Origin of the sequence: Pseudomonas sp. FP1762 (genome assembly GCF_030687105.1) — a bacterium.
GTDB lineage: Bacteria > Pseudomonadota > Gammaproteobacteria > Pseudomonadales > Pseudomonadaceae > Aquipseudomonas > Aquipseudomonas siliginis.
Genome location: NZ_CP117458.1, coordinates 6048127 through 6067117 on the forward strand (window position 1 = coordinate 6048127; position 18991 = coordinate 6067117).

An 18991-nucleotide genomic window follows, 5' to 3' on the forward strand; every position below is an offset into this window, starting at 1 on the left:
GCGACCTCTGACAAGGCTCTTTACGACACGGCAGGCGAGAGTAACTGTCGTAGGTGACAGTTTTATGAATGGCTATTATCTATAACTTATCTTCCGCAAGTTTCCAAGCACAATCAGACTGTCACACGATGATTACTTATATGCTTTTACATGGCCACCACCCGAGGGCTCTTTACATCACAGTATAAAATCGTATCACTGCCAGTGAATAAGAGTATTTGAAAACTTTTAGCCTCTGTGCCTACAGGGCCATTGAGAAATCATCGCTGCAGTGAGCCCTACACTGGCCGGCTGTTTCAACACTTCCGGATGGTTGAACAGGTAGGCATTAACAGCGTTGACTACCTGCCCTGCATCGACATCCTCCCGACTGCAAAACAACAAGCCTGCATTGGCATCGTAGACACCCTGGACATAACCCAATGCCTGCATCTGCGCCAGGGACAATGGCTGCCCCTTGCGAATTTCCCGCAGCGGCACCTGCAGATCATGCCCGCTGAAAAAAGCCCCTTGGGTCGTCTCGCACAACCCTGCGAGCATCAACGTCCCGCCCACGCAGACTGAACACATCAAACGGTTTTTCCGGAGACGACGCCTGGTGACACCGCCTTCGCGCGCGTGCAAGTCCCTGTGTGTAGGTTGCGCAATGGAAAATCTGTCATCCGCCATCGATCCGATCCCGTGGTGATCTGAATGCTGAGTGGTCAGTGCCTGAAAAACGGTTCCACGCTGATGCACATTTTTTTCGGCGAGCATTCCCGCGCGTCCATCAAGCCCGTGGAACCTTTTGCAGCGCGTTGACTACTCAGGCTAAGTGATTCAGTCAAAGGTCCCGACTCATGAACCCGTCCAAAAGCATCGGCCCCTCATTCTTCACTCATCCAACAGGGCACCTGCCTGCCGCAGATGAGCAAGTCAAGCCGTCAGCTCGTCCAAGCGGACCACGCGGACCACGCGTTCCGCAGACTCATTTTCAATCTTTCCCTCCACATATTTCGCGCGGCGCCCGCACGCCCATTAAGGTGGGTAGCTTCAAGCTTCCCAAGGGGCTGAGCAAAAACCGGCTCGCGTCCTTGCTGAAACCGCTTGGCCCGGTGACCGAGCCGGACGCTAACGACTCTCGAGATTCTTCAGAGGACGGCGATACGTATCATCGCTACCGCGCCCTGGATCCTGCAGATGACACTGACAAGCCCGCTCGGGAGGTAGAGGTGACGATTCTGGTCAGTAAGAATGGCCAGCTCAAGAAACTAATCGCTTCCTTGCACCCCGAAAGGGGTGATGAAGCTAGACCCGATGGTATCGAGGTCGACTTTGTAGTGGTCAACTAATCCCGGACACGACGTTAAGTTTTTCTTCGGCCCGAGCTGGCGCCAGCCCACCATTGAATTGATGGGGTCGAACCCAGTTGTACCGATGCATCAAGAAATGGCTGATATCGCGCTGGGCTTCTTGAGCCGTTCGGTAACCCGTGGTCGGTACTCCAATACACACGACTCGTTGAATGCTGATCTAGGAAATCGTTCATTGCCCAATCATGCTGGCCGGGGACAGTCATTGAACGCTTTACCAATGCAGCTACGACACGAACGAAAGACGATGAACGCGACCGATGAGGTTTTCCAGATCCTTCGAGACGCCAAGGTACTCGCCAGGCGCTATTACCATCTTACGGGCAAGCCGTTGGGAGTAACCGGCGAGATCGCGGAATTCGAGGCTGCGCGGATTTTAGATCTTGAACTGGAGCTTGCCAGGCAGGCCGGTTATGACGCGACAGAAACGAGGGACGGCCTGACGCTCAAAATTCAAATCAAAGGTCGCTATTTTCCCAATGTAAAACTTCGAGGTGGCCGACTTGGCTCAATCGACCTGAAGCAACCATTCGATAGGGACCGTCGTTTTTGGCCTGTCCATCTATGAGATCAGCGAATACGTTCACGTTAAGCGACCGGATAAAAAATACATCAGGGTGGCGGATCTGCCGGTGACTAAACGGCGTTCCGATTACCGAGATGGTTGGATGATGAGCGCGGATATGCCGACGGGCAGACTTTGCTTGCAGGTGTATTCGCCGTACTACGGCGTGGATTGGATTCAACGCTGGACTGAGAACAAGCCTGGAGACTTGGTCAGCAAAATTCCAAGCGTAGTAAAGTCACTGAAAGCTGAAGCTCCCATTCTCGCCGGTAAGGCGTCAGTCACGTCGCGAATTGGAACTTGCGCAGAAATGGAGAGCACTAGCGCCAGTGGGCCATCACCGTCCGGCGGAGGAGTAAACAGAAACTTGGGCGGCTCAGCGGACTGATCGGGCCAGCGCAGAAGATGCTCGCGGTTAAAAGAGAAGATCAAGCGTTTAGAACGGTCGCCGATGCTCTGACCCAACATCATCAAAGCTGGAATATCGGCCAAGCCCACTACAGCTAGTGCAGGCGCATCGCCATAGGTGCCGCCGCGACGCCTGAGTTGCTGCTCCAGCTCATACTGGACGCTGTCTTTGATGTTCTGCCAATAGGTCGCGTCCCTACCTCGCGGTCCGGGCGCAGGGAAAGTGATTTTGATGCCTTGATCGAAGGCCGTTAGTCCTTCAGCAGACATCGCAGTCAACAGATCGCGAACGGGAATGTCGTTGAAAGTCTGGAAATGCTGACTCTGGACAATTAGGAGAATGGCTCTGCCACCATCGGGGGTCGTTGCAGCGATTCGGATGCGTTCTATGTATGCTTGGTGCAAACCACTCAAGTCATTTTCAGGGTAACCATCTGCGTCACGATCAATTTTGTCATGACAGCCTGGGCACAGGAGCATCAGGTTAGCAGTATCGTTCGTGTGCCCCTCAGCATCATGATCCGCGCGTCCCCGAGGCCCCTTGGGACTGGCGGGTAGGATATGCGCCACTTCGCCCCATTTCATTGGCTTGCCGGCACGATAGTCGAACGTTAGATCTGTGCCGCACAGTTCGCAATGACCAGCGGTCTGTGTCCATACGATCCGCTTCGTCTCATCATTCGTGTTAAAGCGCCCACTCGCGGGCTTAGCGTCTTCTGGTTCTGCCATTTCGACCTACCCCCGAGAAACATCCATGATTGAAAACGATGATGGCAAGATAAGATCATATTAAGGTCATTTGCCGCGATTTCAAGAGAGATTTGAGGGTGATTAATGCCGAGGCGTCTTGACCAAGACGCTTTTTTTGACTCATCGAAACGGAGTGATGGCAGCTTTCGATTTCTGGCAAATGCTGATGGGTTATGGTGCTGACCAGAAGCGTATGTATCGAAATTAGCGATTTTATGCAGAAGACATAAACTCGCTAATTTCGATACATATCTCGCTCAAAAACCAAACGACATCAATCTCCATGCGCCCCCCACAAGAACCAGCTAAAGAACCCGATGCGCGATAATCGGTTCTTAAAGCTATCGCTCCAGCCCCTGAGGGCGTTTTCGGGGCGGATAGAGCGCAGATGCCCTCAGAAGCTAATCGCAATCGGCGGTCCCTCCCAGTCTCTCGATACTCCGGTAGACTTGAGCAAGGCCTCTGCATCCACGCCTGTTCTCGCCAAGCTTTCCAGATCCCACTCGAAGAAGCTGGAAAAAACCAAGAAAACTTTGCTTGCTACCGCCGAGGTCAATCTTACAGTCGAATAGTTCACCGGCAGCTTCATTCTTATGATTTCAGAGATGCTCCACACCAATGTCCTTAATCGGAAATACCACACTGACTCTTGGTGACGCTTGATCTGGTGATAAGTAAGAGGGAACCTCTGCTTACGCAGTTCTAGGCCGTGAGGTAACGAGTTTGGGAGCAGCGTCTGCAAATTTCTAATGTTCACCCTTTTAGGATCTTTCGCAACGCTATACAACTCATCCACGCCCGCTTCAATAAGGGCTGCATAACCAGCGTCTCTTGAGTCGATAGTCTTCTCAACCTTAACGGCAACCTTCTTAGGCATGCGAAGTTTTGCGATCAGCCATGCATTATCATTTTCCATTAGCCAATGAGTTGGTTTATAGGCTTTTTTCCAAAGGTACTCCACATCAGCCTCGGAGCGCAGCGCCAAAAGCATCTCGATTTTTTGACGGTACTTAATCATTTTACCGGAATGCGCATCTTCATTTTTAGAAGGTCGTGGCGAACTCGAAGCACTTAGCAGGATAGACTCATTCTTCAACGCTCCCTCGAAATCATCAGCACTGGAAAATAAATGAAGCGCGATAATCAAATGTCGCGCTAATGGCATATTAAGCTGACCCTTGTCTGACTTCAGCCTAATCCATTGCTCATGCTTTCCATTATTGTAGGCCGGATCAATTTGCGCTAAATACTCATCGCCATAAGCACTTTGAATACTATCAAAAAGTTTCGCAATGCCCGCATTGTTTCCAAATACAAATCCACGTTTCTTACATTGCCGCACATAGCAAGAGCTCAATACCGCGCTACCTATTGGCGGGATCTTTCGTTGCAAGATATCATGCGCGAATAGCGCGACCTTCTTCTCCAGATCCGAGCCCTTATGCGTCGTCTTAGCGTTAAGCGGATTCCACCCGCATGCGCATGGTTCAGTCAGATTTGGAAGCAGCTTCAATTTTCGATAGAAAGGGTGGGAGCACTTGGGGCAAGCATGGATCAGCGAGTCCCCGTGGCGCCAACAGACTGAAACACCGGGTATATGGTGTGATCGATGCCAGTAGGCAGAACCGCAATCGATCAAATCCTCCTGAACGCAGGTAGGGCAAAGCTTAGCTTTCCCATGGATGGACTCTTCGCGGCGAGGAATTCGTACCACCCCATCAAAAGCGTGCGATCCAGAATGGTCCTCCGGTCCTTGCCTCACACCTAGAAAAGGTCTGTACGCAGGAAACGTCGTGTTGTTACTGATAAGTTCTGCAAGATTGCTCTCCAGCTGCCCTGGTAGCCTGTCGGCAAGCTTCTCAATCTGCTGAGGCACGATGCCACCGATGCTAAATGGCTTAGATGCGAATAAATCACGGTAGGTTTCCGCCGCTGTTCTATTCCCTGACAGGTAGTGATAGCGGGTGACGCGAGAGTGCAGCATTTCATCCGGCATCGATACAGGGAAAAATAGTAGTTCAGACATCATTTACCGATTAACAAAGTAGGGTTAAAGAAAAACGCGGATCCAAGATGGAGTATATAGATTGCACATTAAATTTTGTACTGGGGTTAGGCTCTCTGAAATGACCACACGATAGGGTGTCACCCTGCTCCGAATTTTGATGGATTACCCAACCGCAATCGTAGCAGTATTCATTGAATCAAAAACACGTATCGATAATCCAGCTCCCGCAAGTTGAACGCGTGAGGAATATACAATCAAGATTATTCTGATCGCTAGATGAAACATACTTCTCATATCGCGACCTACGTAGCTTAATGCCAGCTATTTTTGAGAAGTAAACGGATTTTTGTGGAATGCCCTGCGGCACAAAGAGTTGAATGCGGGGTGTCGAATGATGATTTATTACCGGCTGGATCACACCGTTAGCCGTATGCTCGCGAGCCTGTAGAGCGAAGAACGCGTCACGGACTTGCCCTCCGAGAGCAGTTTGCGCCTAGCCCACCGTAAACGCCGTTCGTGAAAGCTTTCAACTGATTCACATACCTTGTCAAGCGCTGCTGCACAGAGAGGAAGCTTGCTGAGCTGCTTTTCGAAGCGAGACAGAACATGAAGTTCTCTCCCAATTCTGGTACGTGACACGCGGACCGGCTTACCTTTAAAACGATAGAGTACATCAGCACAGTGCCGTACTTCCCCGGCTAGTCTGTTATCGAGAGAAGCGAACATCTCTGAGCTATTGATTCGGGGTGCGCGATGGATACTTGGGTTTGTAGTTGATCTCGACAGCCACTGCTTGTCATTTCGATATAGCCAAGCGTACCCCTTGCACGCATGTGCTTTTTGCAAACGGTAATCGGCCTCGAAGACCCTGCGTCTTGCACATAGCTGAATTTGAAATCGAGCCTTCCTCCAAGCATCTTGACCGCCAGGTACGCTGCGGATGCGGCGATAGACGCACGCCAATGAGACACCTAAAACGGCAGCAATCTTTTTGGCATCAGCTCCCTCAAGGGCATGTTCCCATACAGCGGTCAACGAACAGTCCAGTCCTTTACTCGACGTCTCCGGTAGATCGCGCCTGGGTAGCCGCATGTGTGTTTTCGGACCAGACGCCACTTCCCGCTCCAGCGGGCGTTGTTCATGCAGCAACCTCGCCATGTCAACGTCCAGTGCACCGGCTAACAGAATGTATTTGAGCGGATGATGAGAGGTGATTGGCTTACGAAGCAGCTTCGTGACCCATGTGGCGGGTATATCCCCACCGACGTTCCCGAGTACAGCAAACTCCCAATCTCGAGGCAGTGCTGCAAAAAAATTGGTCATGTGCTGTGCCAGCAGTTGCAGATATAAACGGTGGTTTCCAGAGGCAAGATTAAGCTGTGTTGCCTTTTGCATAAACGTGTAGCGCATCGTATCTGCCGACAACGCACTGACTTCAGATTCAAGGATCTGAAGCGAGCGCAACGCTATATCGTGGAGCGGCGGCTTGCACACCGACGGGATATCAAGAGGTATCGTGTGTGCTTGGACATGCTCGTCACTCGGCAGTGTGAGTTGTCGAGAGTTGCGGCTGGACCAGCGATGATCAAGGATCCTGAGTGACGTGCCGTGATGCGGACAGACCAGCACGCCCGGAAGCATGTGAACCCTATGCCAGTAAGCGACCCCCCGTTGTACCTGATCTTGGGCAATACACTCTTCGCATAACCGCACTCTAGAGGCGAATTCAATACGGCTCGCGTTGACACCCAGCTTCAGCATCAGGCCTTTGCCATCAGCGGTCATCAACATACGAGCATGTTCTACCTGGCGCATACTCAAAAATGGCGCGTAGTAGGGTAATAACGTGTGGCGCATAAGAATCTCGGCTACTGATAGCTCGGTACCGCTGGGTAGCGCTTCGACAAAATCCCTAAGATGACTTGGGAAGGCGACATTCTGTGAAAATGCCGCCGCCGATTTCAGGCCGGAGAACGCGGCTCGGATACTACGAACACCGCAAAGACTGGCATAGCGAGAAATCAGGCTGTGCAGCGTTTCGTCTGGAAACGCTGTGGGGAAGAAATGGAGTTTAAGGTGCACTTCATCACCCCCTACTTACTCTTTTTGATACATCGGCGAGAACTCAAATAGATCCTCGTTAAGCCAGTCCGCAGCTCGCAACGCATCGAGAGGATTGTTGTGTTCACTTAACGATTTAGCCTCTGAGCTTTCCACTGCAGCAGCAACCGGCGATTGGCGCTCTTTCGCGGGAGATGCATCTGCCGGCTTTTCACGGGAAACAACGCTTCGAAGTAAGGAAAGGCGGTCCGCTCGTGCCAACCCGTCGAAAACCATCATTTCGTTCAGTTGCTCCTCAATCGGAAGCAAATCGTCGAACTGCCGCATGCGCTTCGGATCTCGGCTACGCAGAGCCGAAAGGGCTGGCTTGAGAATCTGCATTTTTGAGTTGCTGACCTTCACCAAAGTCTCGGCAGTCAAACACTCGGAGCCACTCTGAACCGCGTATCGCTGACTCAATACCAGCAGCTTGACCAGGAAATCTGTGACACCTTGGGTGTGCTCATACAGTGTGTCTAAAATTTCGTCGGTCAGCTCAGCGGTCTGCTTGCACCATTGATAGCTCCAAAGATTTTCGACCAACAACCGCCACTCCTCATCATCTTTCTCGAAGCGTTTGAATTCAAGCGTACCGGCTCCACAGACTCGGCGGGCCGTACGCATCACTTCTGAGAACAGGCTAATCATCGAGTTCGTGCCACTGAAAACGACCGGAATACCGATGTTGTTAACCAAGTGCAGAAAAAAATTCAGCATGCTCTCCTTACCACCAGTTTTCGCCAGGTGGAGGTTTTGCAGCTCGTCGATCAACAAGGCGCCGATGAAAAATGTACTCGCCACCTGCTCCATTTGTTGCAGCGCATCATTGATGTTTCGGTGCCTGTAGCGCTTGTGGTAGTCCTTGTCCCCTAGAGCATCCCCAACCGCATAAAAAAACTGCTGGCAAAACCCAGCCAGTGATCCATCCCGAGGGCAGTCAAGCTTCAGCCAAGTGATTTGGGTATGAACAAACTGTCTGCCTTCATAGCGCTCATGACGGATTGTCTGTGGATAAAGGCTCAAAATGGCGTGAAGTGCCGTCGACTTTCCAATGCCGCTCAGGCCGACGACGGTAAATGTCTCTGCGGTGGATTTGAACGCATCGTGGTAACGCTGAGCACCGGATAAAGAATGCAAATGCCGGACGGTAGCGGGCGACATCGGGTTACGCCCAACATACCCTCGACGGATGAGCAGCGAGAAGAGAGCCTCCAGTTCCAAGTGCAACAGAAACGGCTGTACCACTGTTCTCAAACGGTCGATACAGTGAATACGAGTGGCTCCTTCGAGGCTCAGCTCTTTCGGATCCACCGGCTGAGGAAAATTCGAGATCAGCTCTATAGCCGTCGCCTCCGAGAGTATTGGAGGCAAAGCTTCAATTAGCGGATTTCCGGCATACTCACGAATATCCTGTTTGACGTAATTGGCAAACGTCTGTGCACCTTTCATTGCGCCTGTCCTGGCCGAATTCTTTTGAGCAAATCGATAACCTGCGCGGTGCGCTCGCCGGCATATGAGTCACGCGCTGTCGGCGTCGATTCAGATTGTTGAGAAGCTGGCTCAGCCCTGACACCTGCTGGTACAACAGCATTTTCACGCTCACGGAGCCGTTCTTCGGCGCGGTTTTCGCGGATGTTTCCTGTGGCCTCGGCCTTGGTGGGAGGAGCAGGCTCCAGCTCTCTTTCAGAAAGGGCATTGGTGATGATCTGATGGACTTGATCGCTAAGCTGCACACGGCTTTCCAGCTCAGCTCGTCGGTGAGCTGGTGGTTTCTGGCGATAGGCTTCGAGCAGGTCAAAAATTTCGTCCGAGCGGTAGTTCGCGTAACTGGCATCCGATTGTCGAAGATCACAACGGATAAACTGCTTGGCATCACCCTGGATCCAAATGTGCGCAGCAGAGTTCGGATCGAACCAACACTCTATTGACCAAACTCCCCCTTTGCGAGCTTTGGCAAACCAGTTTTTCTCTACGGCCATATCACACACGTAGTGCATTCCGCGAAACATCACTCCACGCTTTTGAACGGTCGCGCGCTCTCGGGGCAGGAGGTGGAGGTAAACCATCTCGTCGGGGCGTTTGTTAGATTCGACCAGATCGTTCTCGCAAGCCCAACTCCATATTCCGCTGGGTGTTGGTTCAACGCCGTCATTCATCATTGCCTGCGTCAGCCGGTCAGGCTGACGATGATGCCGGTTATAGTGGAGCACGCAGTTGATGAGGATCTGTGTGAATTCTCTAAGCGTGAGGGTGGCATCGAGCCGGTAGTCTCGCTCGCCTCGCTCTTTATCACGCGCAGCTACCCCGCCAGGTAGCCATCTAATGCCCGTCAGATCATTCAAAATGCCAAACCGACTCTCTACCATAGGCTTCCAATCCGGCCGATATGGCGGGGCAGTGCCCATCTCAATCCCCAAGCCTGACGAAAGCCCTTCTGCTGCCAGTGAGAGCATCTCGCCCCTGTCGGCATAAATCTGGTGGGGCAAGTGGTGACAATCCCAGTCTTCTGCGTTGATTTCAACGCCGTTTTGCGCGCAAAACGCGACCTTTGAAGTAAACGCGTTGAATAGCGCCTGCCTCGCCCCATTCCAACTGGGGCCTTCCAACCCCACATAGAGACCAACGATCATTCCGGAAAAGCTATCCACTACGATATAAACTACGGGGCGGCCTATTAGCATCCGTCTAGAGTAGCTGTTGACCAAATAAATATCGGCAATAGTTGCGTCGATTTCAAACTGGTGACATGGTCCGCGCAGCCAATCGCGAACAGTACCTGAAAGCGGGCGGCAGTCTTTCAGCCACCTCCTCAAACCTTTACGGCCACGCTCAGTTTCTATTTCGTCAAAAAAGATTTGGCCCCAATATCTAAACTGCCTCAAGCTGGGTATTTCTGAACTCGGAAGCAAATGAAGTTCTTCTTCGCTGTTTTTCGAGATATCTCGAACAGAGTAGAATCTTCTCAACATTTCGTCATATGCGCTCGAAATAGATGATTTTTTATCTTTCACGTAAAGCGCATACCCAACACGAATACACTTTTTATCAACATCACTAAGCATCTTGGAGGACGACGTAAGAACGCCTTGAAATTTAGGCTTTCGACCTGGAGGCTTACTCGGATCATATTTTCTATCGGAAACACCTACCGCTGAATAATTCTTAAGCAAGGAGTTTCGGATTTGACCATAGATCCAATAACGGTAAAGAAGCCGATAAATCTTCTTCCGCTGAATCCCCAAGTCTGAAGCTCTTTTGCTAACCAACGGGCCCAATTCCCCCCGTGCGAATATTCGCCCTGGGTAGTCAGGATCTAGCAGAGGGGCAATGATGGCCCATTTTTCGTCTCGGCCCAGCTTGGCTGCCTCGTCCAACTGATCCTCAAGCACAAGCATGAACTCGGGTGTGGCGATGGTCACTGGTTTCGTATCACCACCGGATACCGATCGATGCAGCTCTTCAAGACTAATAGCGTATGGCTGCCTGGGAGGATCAGCTAGGTCAATCACAACAGCCACGTCATGCATTTCATCAAGGTAAATGAGCCTAACGATCGTACCAATAACTGACAAACCGGTAACAGGCTCAAAAACGTCATTTACGAACAAATTCATGACATTTTTTCCTTCGCCGAAATATCGATAGAGTTCTGGATAACTTCGAAGTCAGGAACTAGCCCAGTAAGATGTAGAGGAGAGCTTACCAAGTCGATTTTCAGTACCTTATTCCAAACCAGATGGAAGAGTATTGCTTGGGCGTCGATATAGGAGATGGACAGAAGGGATGCAATTTTTCTCAAACAGGTGGCCAAAGTCCACGGATATCCCCGGCTGTTTGCCAAGCAATCAATAAAATTAGAATGCAGCGATACTTTCATTAAATCACGAGGGAGTTTTGAGTATTTTCTGATTAGCCCAAGGTTTTTAATCAGATCTCGTGTAAAAAACTCGTCTGTGACGATTTTCCAATCGACACCTTGACCCTGCCAAAAGCGCTTTTCAATCTCAAGTTTTTCAAGCGTGCGTTTATTTCCTTTACCTACTAAATCAGAACGATACTTCACAGTTCTAGCTACCGACTTGAAATTTCCATTCTGGTCCTTAACAGTTAGTAGAAAGTCGGTCGTCATCACATAAGGTAGCGTTGTTCTAGGGTACCGGGGGAAGCGTACATCTATAGACGTTGCTATTGCTTGCGCCCGCTCTGAGGGGAGCAATGGGTATTGCTCACGAATATCCACGACGTCTTCTGAAAATTCACACACAAGGAAGTAAGAACGCTCGAGATCTGACAGCAAGTGATGGATCCTGTCGATCTTGACGCCTTGAATCTTGTGCGAACGACCGATCGAAGGAACGTCCTGTACCCGCAGCCAAGGCACGTAGCTCGCCCCGGCGCCTCCGCCAAATCCATTTGCAATGTGCCGATCAATGTCCTGCTGTGATGCAAACTTACGACCTCGCAACCCACGCCTCCTCAGTCTATGTGGACCGCTTCACCTCTTGCCGAGAAAAAGTCGTAGAAGAACATGACCACCGTAGCGACCATATTTAAAGCATTTCTAGACTACACCCGCTGAAAACTGAAGCGATGAATCCAGACCAAAGGAAAGCCTGGAAAGAAGAAACCCCCGTAGATACGGGGGTTTCAGCCTTGTGTCAATCTATGTTTCCGCGTGTCAAACTATATTGATTAGTGTCAATCTATATTGTTCAAAACCAAGAGCTTAGATCAACGGTGGATAACTTATTCCACGGTGACCGATTTCGCCAGGTTGCGCGGTTGATCGACGTCGGTGCCCTTGAGCACGGCGACGTAGTACGACAACAGTTGCAACGGGATCGTATAAAGGATCGGCGAGAGAATGTCGTGGATGTGCGGCATTTGCACCACGTGGGTACCTTCGCCGTTGGTCATCGCAGCCTTCTCATCCGCGAACACGATCAACTCGCCGCCGCGAGCGCGGACTTCCTGGAGATTGGATTTGAGCTTTTCCAGCAGTTCGTTGTTCGGCGCGACGGTCACCACTGGCATGTCGTTATCCACAAGTGCCAGCGGCCCGTGTTTGAGCTCGCCGGCCGGGTAGGCTTCGGCATGGATGTAGGAGATTTCCTTGAGTTTCAAGGCACCTTCCATCGCGACCGGGAATTGCGCGCCACGGCCGAGGAACAGGGTGTGGTTTTTCTCGGCAAACAGCTCGGCGATTTTTTCCACGGTGCTGTCCATCGCCAGCGCTTCGCCGAGACGGGTCGGCAGGCGACGCAGTTCTTCGACAAGTGTGGCTTCGACGCCGTTGGCCAGAGTGCCGCGCACCTGTCCCAGCGACAGGGTCAGCAGCAACAGGCCGACCAGTTGCGTGGTAAAGGCTTTGGTCGAGGCCACACCGATTTCGCGGCCGGCCTGGGTCAACAGGGTCAGATCGGATTCGCGCACCAGCGAGCTGATGCCGACGTTGCAGATCGCCAGGCTGGCGAGGAAGCCCAGCTCCTTGGCATTGCGCAGGGCCGCGAGGGTGTCAGCGGTTTCGCCGGACTGCGAGATGGTCACAAACAGCGTGTCCGGCTGCACCACCACTTTGCGATAACGGAATTCGCTGGCGACTTCCACCTGGCACGGAATACCGGCCAGTTCTTCGAGCCAGTAACGCGCGACCATGCCGGCGTGATAGCTGGTGCCGCAGGCGACGATCTGCACGTTGCGTACTTTGGCAAACAGCTCGGCAGCTTGTGGACCGAAGGCCTCAACCAGCACTTGATTGTTGCCCAGGCGACCTTCGAGGGTGCGCTGGACCACGGCCGGCTGCTCGTGGATTTCCTTGAGCATGTAATGGCGGAACTCACCCTTGTCGGCGGCTTCGGCACCATCGGTGTACTGCACGGTCTGGCGCTCGACAGCGTTGCCGTTCACGTCCCAGATCTGCACGCTGTCGCGACGGATTTCAGCGATGTCGCCTTCTTCCAGGTACATGAAGCGGTCAGTGACCTGACGCAGAGCGAGTTGGTCGGAAGCGAGGAAGTTCTCGCCCAGACCCAGGCCGATCACCAATGGACTGCCACTGCGCGCGGCGACCAGACGATCCGGTTGCTGTGCGTTGATCACTGCGAGACCGTAGGCGCCATGCAGTTCCTTGACGGTCGCTTTGAGCGCGGCAGTCAGGTCCGGTTGTTCCTTGAGCTTGTGGGTCAGCAGGTGCGCGATGACTTCAGTGTCGGTGTCCGAGCTGAAAGAGTAACCCAAGGCTTTGAGTTGTTCGCGCAGAGCTTCGTGGTTCTCGATGATGCCGTTGTGCACCACTGCAATGTCACCGGAAAAATGCGGGTGAGCGTTGCGCTCGCACGGCGCGCCATGGGTCGCCCAACGGGTGTGGGCGATACCGAGACGACCGGACAGCGGCTGTTCGGTCAGGGCGGTTTCCAGCTCACTGACCTTGCCCGGACGGCGCATGCGTTCCAGGGTCTGGTCATTGGTATAAACCGCCACACCGGCGCTGTCATAGCCCCGGTATTCGAGGCGCTTCAGGCCTTCGAGAAGGATGGCGGTGATATTACGTTCAGCTACAGCGCCGACAATGCCACACATGGTTATTTCTCCTGACTGACAGCCGCACAGATCAAAGTGATCCCGCGGGCCTGAAGCTGATCGCGTGCCTCGACAGACAGGCGATCATCGGTAATGAGGGTATGGATGCTGCTCCAGGGCAGCTCCAGGTTGGGAATCTTGCGACCGATCTTGTCGGCCTCGACCATGACGATCACTTCTCGCGCAACGTCGGCCATCACCCGGCTGAGGCCGAGCAACTCGTTAAAGGTTGTGGTGCCGCGAACCAGATCGATACCGTCGGCGCCGATGAACAGTTGGTCGAAGTCGTAAGAGCGTAGTACCTGCTCGGCGACCTGGCCCTGAAAGGATTCCGAGTGCGGATCCCAGGTGCCACCGGTCATCAGCAGCACCGGCTCGTGTTCCAGTTCGCTCAAGGCGTTGGCAACATGCAGCGAGTTGGTCATCACCACCAGACCCGGTTGCTGGCCCAGCTCGGGAATCATCGCGGCGGTGGTGCTGCCGCTGTCGATGATGATGCGCGCGTGCTCGCGGATGCGTTTGACCGCCGCGCGAGCGATCGCCTGTTTGTATTTGGAAATACTCTGCGCCGTTTCTGCGACCAGCTCTTGCGGCATGGTGATCGCACCGCCGTAACGACGCAGCAACAGACCATGGGTTTCCAGCGCCGCGAGATCCTTGCGAATCGTAACTTCCGAAGTTTCGAAACGCTTGGCCAGCTCGTCGACACTGACTTCGCCCTGCTCATTGAGCAAGGCTAGGATGTTATGGCGACGTTGGGGAGTGTTACGCTTGGACATGGCGACTTAAGTTTCGATTCGAAAGATAACGCAAGCAATGAAACTCTATCGAAAGGTTGCCGTCAAGACGCGGGGAGAAAAATTCAGAAAGATTGAAATGACTGTGGGAGTGAGCCCGCTCGCGAAAAGGAGTTTCAGCCACTGAAGACGTGACTGACAAACCGCATTCGCGAACAGGCTCGCTCCCACAGGAGTTGTGGATAAATCAGGATTTCCTGATTTTTTCCGGCCGCTTCCAGCCGTCGATGTTCTTCTGGCGGGCTCGGCCTACCGCCAACTGAGCGTTATCCACATTTTGCGTGATGGTCGAGCCGGCCGCAGTCGTCGCACCGTTGGAGATATCCACAGGGGCGACCAGCGAGTTGTTGGAGCCGATGAAAACGTCAGCGCCCAACACGGTTTTCCACTTGTTCGCGCCATCGTAGTTGCAGGTGATGGTGCCGGCGCCGATGTTGGTGCGTGCGCCGATTTCTGCATCACCCAGATAGGTCAGGTGGCCAGCCTTGGCACCTTCGCCCATGTGTGCATTTTTCAGCTCAACGAAGTTACCCACATGGGCGCGCGCTTCGAGCACAGTGCCCGGGCGTAACCGCGCGAAGGGACCGGCGTCACTGCCTTCACCGAGAATGGCGCCTTCTATATGACTGTTGGCCTTGATCACCACGCCTTTGCGCAGGGTGCTGTCCTTGATCACGCAGTTCGGGCCGATCTGTACATCGTCTTCAATGATCACCTTGCCTTCAAGGATCACGTTGATATCGATCAGCACGTCGCGGCCGACGCTGACTTCGCCGCGTACGTCGAAGCGGGCCGGGTCACGCAGGGTCACACCCTCAGCCATCAGACGACGGCCGGCGCGCAACTGGTAATGACGCTCCAGTTCAGACAGCTGCTTGCGATCGTTGGCGCCCTGCACTTCCATCGGGTCGTGCGGTTGTTCGGTGGCGACGACCAAACCATCGCTGACCGCCATTTCGATCACGTCGGTGAGGTAGTACTCGCCCTGCGCGTTGTTGTTCGACAGGCGACTCATCCAGTCCGCCAGGCGATTGGCCGGCACAGCGAGGATGCCGGTGTTGCCTTCGGTGATCGCACGTTGCGCTTCGCTGGCGTCCTTGTGCTCGACGATGGCCGCGACCTTGCCGTCGGCATCGCGCACGATGCGGCCATAACCGGTCGGGTCATCCAGCTCAACAGTGAGCAAACCCATCTGCCCCGGCACGACATGCTTGAGCAGACGTTGCAGGGTTTCGACTTCGATCAGCGGCACATCACCGTAAAGAATCAGCACGGTGTCGGCATCAATGAACGGCACCGCCTGGGCGGTGGCATGGCCAGTGCCCAGTTGCTTGTCCTGCAACACGAAATTCAGGTCATCAGCTGCCAGCCGCTCACGCACCACATCGGCACCGTGACCGATCACCACGTGAATGCGTTGTGGATCAAGTTGCCGAGCGCTGTGGATAACATGGCCGAGCATGGAATTGCCGGCAATCGGGTGCAGCACCTTGGGCAGCGCCGAGCGCATGCGCGTGCCTTGACCGGCCGCGAGGATAACGATTTCGAGAGACATGACTGGCTACCAATCCTGGGTGGTCAGCAACTGCGACCGGGTTTGAAATTCGGAAAAGAAAAAAGGGTAGCCGAGGCTACCCTTTTTTATCAATCGCACAACAAGCGGATGACGGATTAACCGCCAAACTTCTTGCGGATCTGCTGGACGGTGCGCAGCTGGGCTGCAGCCTCGGCCAGACGAGTGGCAGCGGCGCCGTAATCGAAGTCCGCGCCTTTTTCGTTCAGGGCATTCTCGGCAGCCTTGAGAGCTGCCTGAGCCTGAGCTTCATCCAGGTCGGCGGCACGTTGCACGGTATCGGCAAGTACCTTGACCATGTTCGGCTGAACCTCGAGGAAACCACCGGAGATGTAGAACACCTCGGCTTCCCCGCCTTGCTTGATCAGGCGGATCGGACCCGGCTTGAGATTAGTGATCAGCGGCGCGTGACCCAGAGCGATACCAAGATCACCCAGTGCACCGTGCGCAATCACCATCTCGACCAGGCCGGAAAAGATTTCCCCTTCCGCGCTGACGATATCGCAATGGACTGTCATAGCCATCTGATTGCCTCAACCTAAATTAGCGCCCGTTGCCGGGCGCCGGGATTACAGTTTCTTGGCTTTCTCGATCGCTTCTTCGATGCCGCCAACCATGTAGAACGCTTGTTCTGGCAGGTGGTCGTAGTCACCGTTGAGGATGCCTTTGAAGCCAGCAATGGTGTCTTTCAGGGAAACGTATTTACCCGAAGCACCGGTGAAGACTTCAGCCACGAAGAACGGCTGCGACAAGAAGCGCTGGATCTTACGAGCACGGTTAACCAACTGTTTGTCGGCTTCCGACAGCTCGTCCATACCCAGGATCGCGATGATGTCTTTCAGCTCTTTGTAACGCTGCAGAACATACTGAACGCCGCGAGCGGTGTCGTAGTGGTCCTGACCGATCACGTTCGGGTCCAGCTGGCGCGAAGTCGAATCCAGTGGATCTACCGCCGGGTAGATACCCAGGGAAGCGATGTCACGAGACAGAACGACGGTGGCGTCCAAGTGGGCGAAGGTGGTCGCTGGCGACGGGTCGGTCAAGTCGTCCGCAGGTACGTATACCGCCTGGATCGAGGTGATCGAACCTTCCTTGGTCGAAGTGATACGTTCTTGCAGAACGCCCATCTCTTCAGCCAGGGTCGGCTGGTAACCTACTGCCGAAGGCATACGGCCCAGCAGTGCGGATACTTCAGTACCGGCCAGGGTGTAACGATAGATGTTGTCGACGAACAGCAGAACGTCGTTACCTTCGTCACGGAACTTCTCGGCCATGGTCAGGCCGGTCAGTGCTACGCGCAGGCGGTTTCCCGGCGGCTCGTTCATCTGACCGTAAACCAGTGCCACTTTGTCCAGAACGTTGGAGTCCTTCATCTCGTGGTAGAAGTCGTTACCCTCACGAGTACGCTCACCCACACCGGCGAACACGGAATAACCGCTGTGCTCGATGGCGATGTTACGGATCAGTTCCATCATGTTTACGGTTTTGCCTACACCGGCACCACCGAACAGACCGACTTTACCGCCCTTGGCGAACGGGCAGACCAGGTCGATAACCTTGATGCCGGTTTCCAGCAGGTCGTTGCCGCCTGCTTGCTCGGCGAACGAAGGTGCTGCGCGGTGAATGCCCCAGCGCTCTTCGGTGTCGATCGGGCCAGCTTCGTCGATCGGGTTACCGAGGACGTCCATGATCCGGCCCAGGGTCGCTTTACCGACCGGTACGGAGATGGCTGCGCCAGAGTCGGTGACTTCCAGACCGCGCTTCAAGCCCTCGGTGGAACCCATCGCAATGGTACGCACCACGCCGTCGCCCAGCTGCTGCTGAACTTCCAGAGTGGTTGCGGCCGCGCTTTGTACAGTCAGCGCGTTGTAGATGCTCGGTACGCTGTCGCGTGGAAATTCCACGTCGATAACGGCGCCGATGATTTGAACGATACGTCCGCTACTCATAGCTGGATCCTCTGAATATTTGAACCGTTAAACCGCGGCAGCGCCGCCGACGATTTCCGAGATCTCTTGGGTGATCGCAGCCTGACGCGCCTTGTTGTAGATCAGCTGCAAATCGCTGATCAAATCACCGGCGTTGTCGGTAGCGTTCTTCATCGCGATCATCCGCGCAGCCTGTTCAGCCGCGTTGTTCTCGACCACCGCCTGATAGACCTGCGACTCGACGTAACGGACCATCAAGCCGTCAAGCAGCTCTTTGGCGTCCGGTTCGTAGAGATAGTCCCAGTGGTGCTTGAGATCCTGATCCGGGGTTGCCACCAGTGGAATCAACTGCTCCACGGTAGGCTGTTGCGTCATGGTGTTGATGAACTTGTTGGACACCACGGACAGGCGGTCGATACGGCCGTCCAGGTAGGCATCCAGCATCACCTTGACGCTGCCGATCAGATCATTGATCGACGGCTCTTCACCCAGGTGGCTGATAGCTGCAACGACGTTACCGCCGAAGTTGCGGAAAAAGGCCGCACCCTTGCTACCGACTACACACAGATCAATCTCGACGCCGTTTTCGCGGTTTACCGCCATGTCCTTGACCAGGGCCTTGAACAGGTTGGTGTTCAAGCCGCCGCACAGACCACGGTCACTGCTCACAACGACATAACCGACGCGCTTGATTTCGCGGTCGATCATGAACGGGTGGCGGTATTCCGGGTTGGCGTTGGCCAGATGCCCAATTACCTGGCGGATACGCTCCGCATAAGGACGGCTAGCAGCCATGCGCATTTGTGCCTTGCGCATTTTGCTGACCGCCACTTTTTCCATGGCGCTGGTAATCTTTTGCGTGCTTTTGATGCTCGCAATCTTACTGCGAATCTCTTTTGCGCCTGCCATGTAACACCTATCAGGTTAGCAA

The 18991-nt window shown here is 53.8% G+C and carries 15 protein-coding genes and 2 pseudogenes; 3 read left to right on the forward strand and 14 right to left on the reverse strand.

Going from position 1 to position 18991, the window contains the following annotated elements; translation table 11 throughout:
• Window positions 1-228: 228 nt before the first annotated feature.
• Window positions 229-756, reverse strand: a complete 528-nt coding sequence (locus PSH90_RS27225; RefSeq protein ID WP_160767915.1) for a Rap1a/Tai family immunity protein — start codon at window positions 754-756, stop codon at window positions 229-231.
• 83 nt (window positions 757-839) lie between these two features.
• Here PSH90_RS27225 and PSH90_RS27230 point away from each other — a divergent pair, with 83 nt between their 5' ends.
• Window positions 840-1331, forward strand: a complete 492-nt coding sequence (locus PSH90_RS27230; RefSeq protein WP_305381873.1) for a hypothetical protein — start codon at window positions 840-842, stop codon at window positions 1329-1331.
• Here the strand turns inward: PSH90_RS27230 and PSH90_RS27235 are convergent.
• A pseudogene (locus tag PSH90_RS27235) lies at window positions 1324-1482 on the reverse strand (IS3 family transposase); the annotation flags it as partial. The gene PSH90_RS27230 and the pseudogene PSH90_RS27235 overlap by 8 nt on opposite strands.
• 117 nt (window positions 1483-1599) lie before the next feature.
• Here PSH90_RS27235 and PSH90_RS27240 point away from each other — a divergent pair.
• On the forward strand, window positions 1600-1920 hold the full coding sequence (locus PSH90_RS27240) for a hypothetical protein (RefSeq protein WP_160767913.1): 321 nt from the start codon (window positions 1600-1602) through the stop codon (window positions 1918-1920).
• Window positions 1886-2200 (forward strand): annotated as a pseudogene (locus PSH90_RS27655) (hypothetical protein); the annotation flags it as partial. The gene PSH90_RS27240 and the pseudogene PSH90_RS27655, both read left to right, overlap by 35 nt.
• On the opposite strand, the gene PSH90_RS27245 reads toward PSH90_RS27655, so the two are convergent.
• The 12 genes from PSH90_RS27245 to atpG form a co-directional block, all read right to left on the reverse strand.
• Window positions 2095-3054 carry an SAVED domain-containing protein gene (locus PSH90_RS27245; RefSeq protein ID WP_305381874.1) on the reverse strand — a complete coding sequence of 320 codons (960 nt, stop codon included), beginning with the start codon at window positions 3052-3054 and terminating at the stop codon, window positions 2095-2097. The pseudogene PSH90_RS27655 and the gene PSH90_RS27245 sit on opposite strands and share 106 nt — an antisense overlap.
• A 415-nt stretch (window positions 3055-3469) precedes the next feature.
• Window positions 3470-5101 (reverse strand): TniQ family protein, encoded by a 1632-nt coding sequence (locus tag PSH90_RS27250; RefSeq protein WP_236248966.1) that lies wholly within the window; start codon window positions 5099-5101, stop codon window positions 3470-3472.
• A 396-nt stretch (window positions 5102-5497) separates the two neighbouring features.
• A complete protein-coding gene (locus PSH90_RS27255) occupies window positions 5498-7165 on the reverse strand; it encodes a TnsD family Tn7-like transposition protein (protein WP_160767912.1) in 1668 nt (555 codons plus the stop codon).
• Window positions 7166-7180: 15 nt separating this feature from the next.
• Complete coding sequence (locus PSH90_RS27260; RefSeq protein WP_160767911.1) at window positions 7181-8632, reverse strand: ATP-binding protein; 1452 nt, start codon at window positions 8630-8632, stop codon at window positions 7181-7183.
• Window positions 8629-10797: a Mu transposase C-terminal domain-containing protein gene (locus PSH90_RS27265; protein ID WP_160767910.1), complete on the reverse strand. Its 2169-nt coding sequence runs from the start codon at window positions 10795-10797 to the stop codon at window positions 8629-8631. Before PSH90_RS27265 ends, PSH90_RS27260 begins: the two co-directional genes overlap by 4 nt.
• Entirely contained in the window at window positions 10794-11648 is an 855-nt protein-coding gene (locus PSH90_RS27270; RefSeq protein WP_160767909.1) for a TnsA endonuclease N-terminal domain-containing protein, read from the reverse strand. Before PSH90_RS27270 ends, PSH90_RS27265 begins: the two co-directional genes overlap by 4 nt.
• A gap of 281 nt (window positions 11649-11929) precedes the next feature.
• A complete protein-coding gene (gene glmS / locus PSH90_RS27275) occupies window positions 11930-13762 on the reverse strand; it encodes a glutamine--fructose-6-phosphate transaminase (isomerizing) (RefSeq protein ID WP_056791089.1) in 1833 nt (610 codons plus the stop codon).
• Window positions 13763-13764: 2 nt separating this feature from the next.
• On the reverse strand, window positions 13765-14541 hold the full coding sequence (locus PSH90_RS27280) for a DeoR/GlpR family DNA-binding transcription regulator (protein ID WP_016772409.1): 777 nt from the start codon (window positions 14539-14541) through the stop codon (window positions 13765-13767).
• A 205-nt stretch (window positions 14542-14746) separates the two neighbouring features.
• A complete protein-coding gene (gene glmU / locus PSH90_RS27285) occupies window positions 14747-16114 on the reverse strand; it encodes a bifunctional UDP-N-acetylglucosamine diphosphorylase/glucosamine-1-phosphate N-acetyltransferase GlmU (RefSeq protein WP_305381875.1) in 1368 nt (455 codons plus the stop codon).
• Between the two features lie 116 nt (window positions 16115-16230).
• Window positions 16231-16656, reverse strand: coding sequence for a F0F1 ATP synthase subunit epsilon (locus PSH90_RS27290; protein ID WP_016772407.1), 426 nt, complete (start codon window positions 16654-16656; stop codon window positions 16231-16233).
• Window positions 16657-16701: 45 nt separating this feature from the next.
• Entirely contained in the window at window positions 16702-18081 is a 1380-nt protein-coding gene (atpD, locus tag PSH90_RS27295; RefSeq protein ID WP_016772406.1) for a F0F1 ATP synthase subunit beta, read from the reverse strand.
• Between the two features lie 27 nt (window positions 18082-18108).
• Window positions 18109-18969: a F0F1 ATP synthase subunit gamma gene (gene atpG, locus PSH90_RS27300; RefSeq protein ID WP_007911960.1), complete on the reverse strand. Its 861-nt coding sequence runs from the start codon at window positions 18967-18969 to the stop codon at window positions 18109-18111.
• Window positions 18970-18991: the final 22 nt, after the last annotated feature.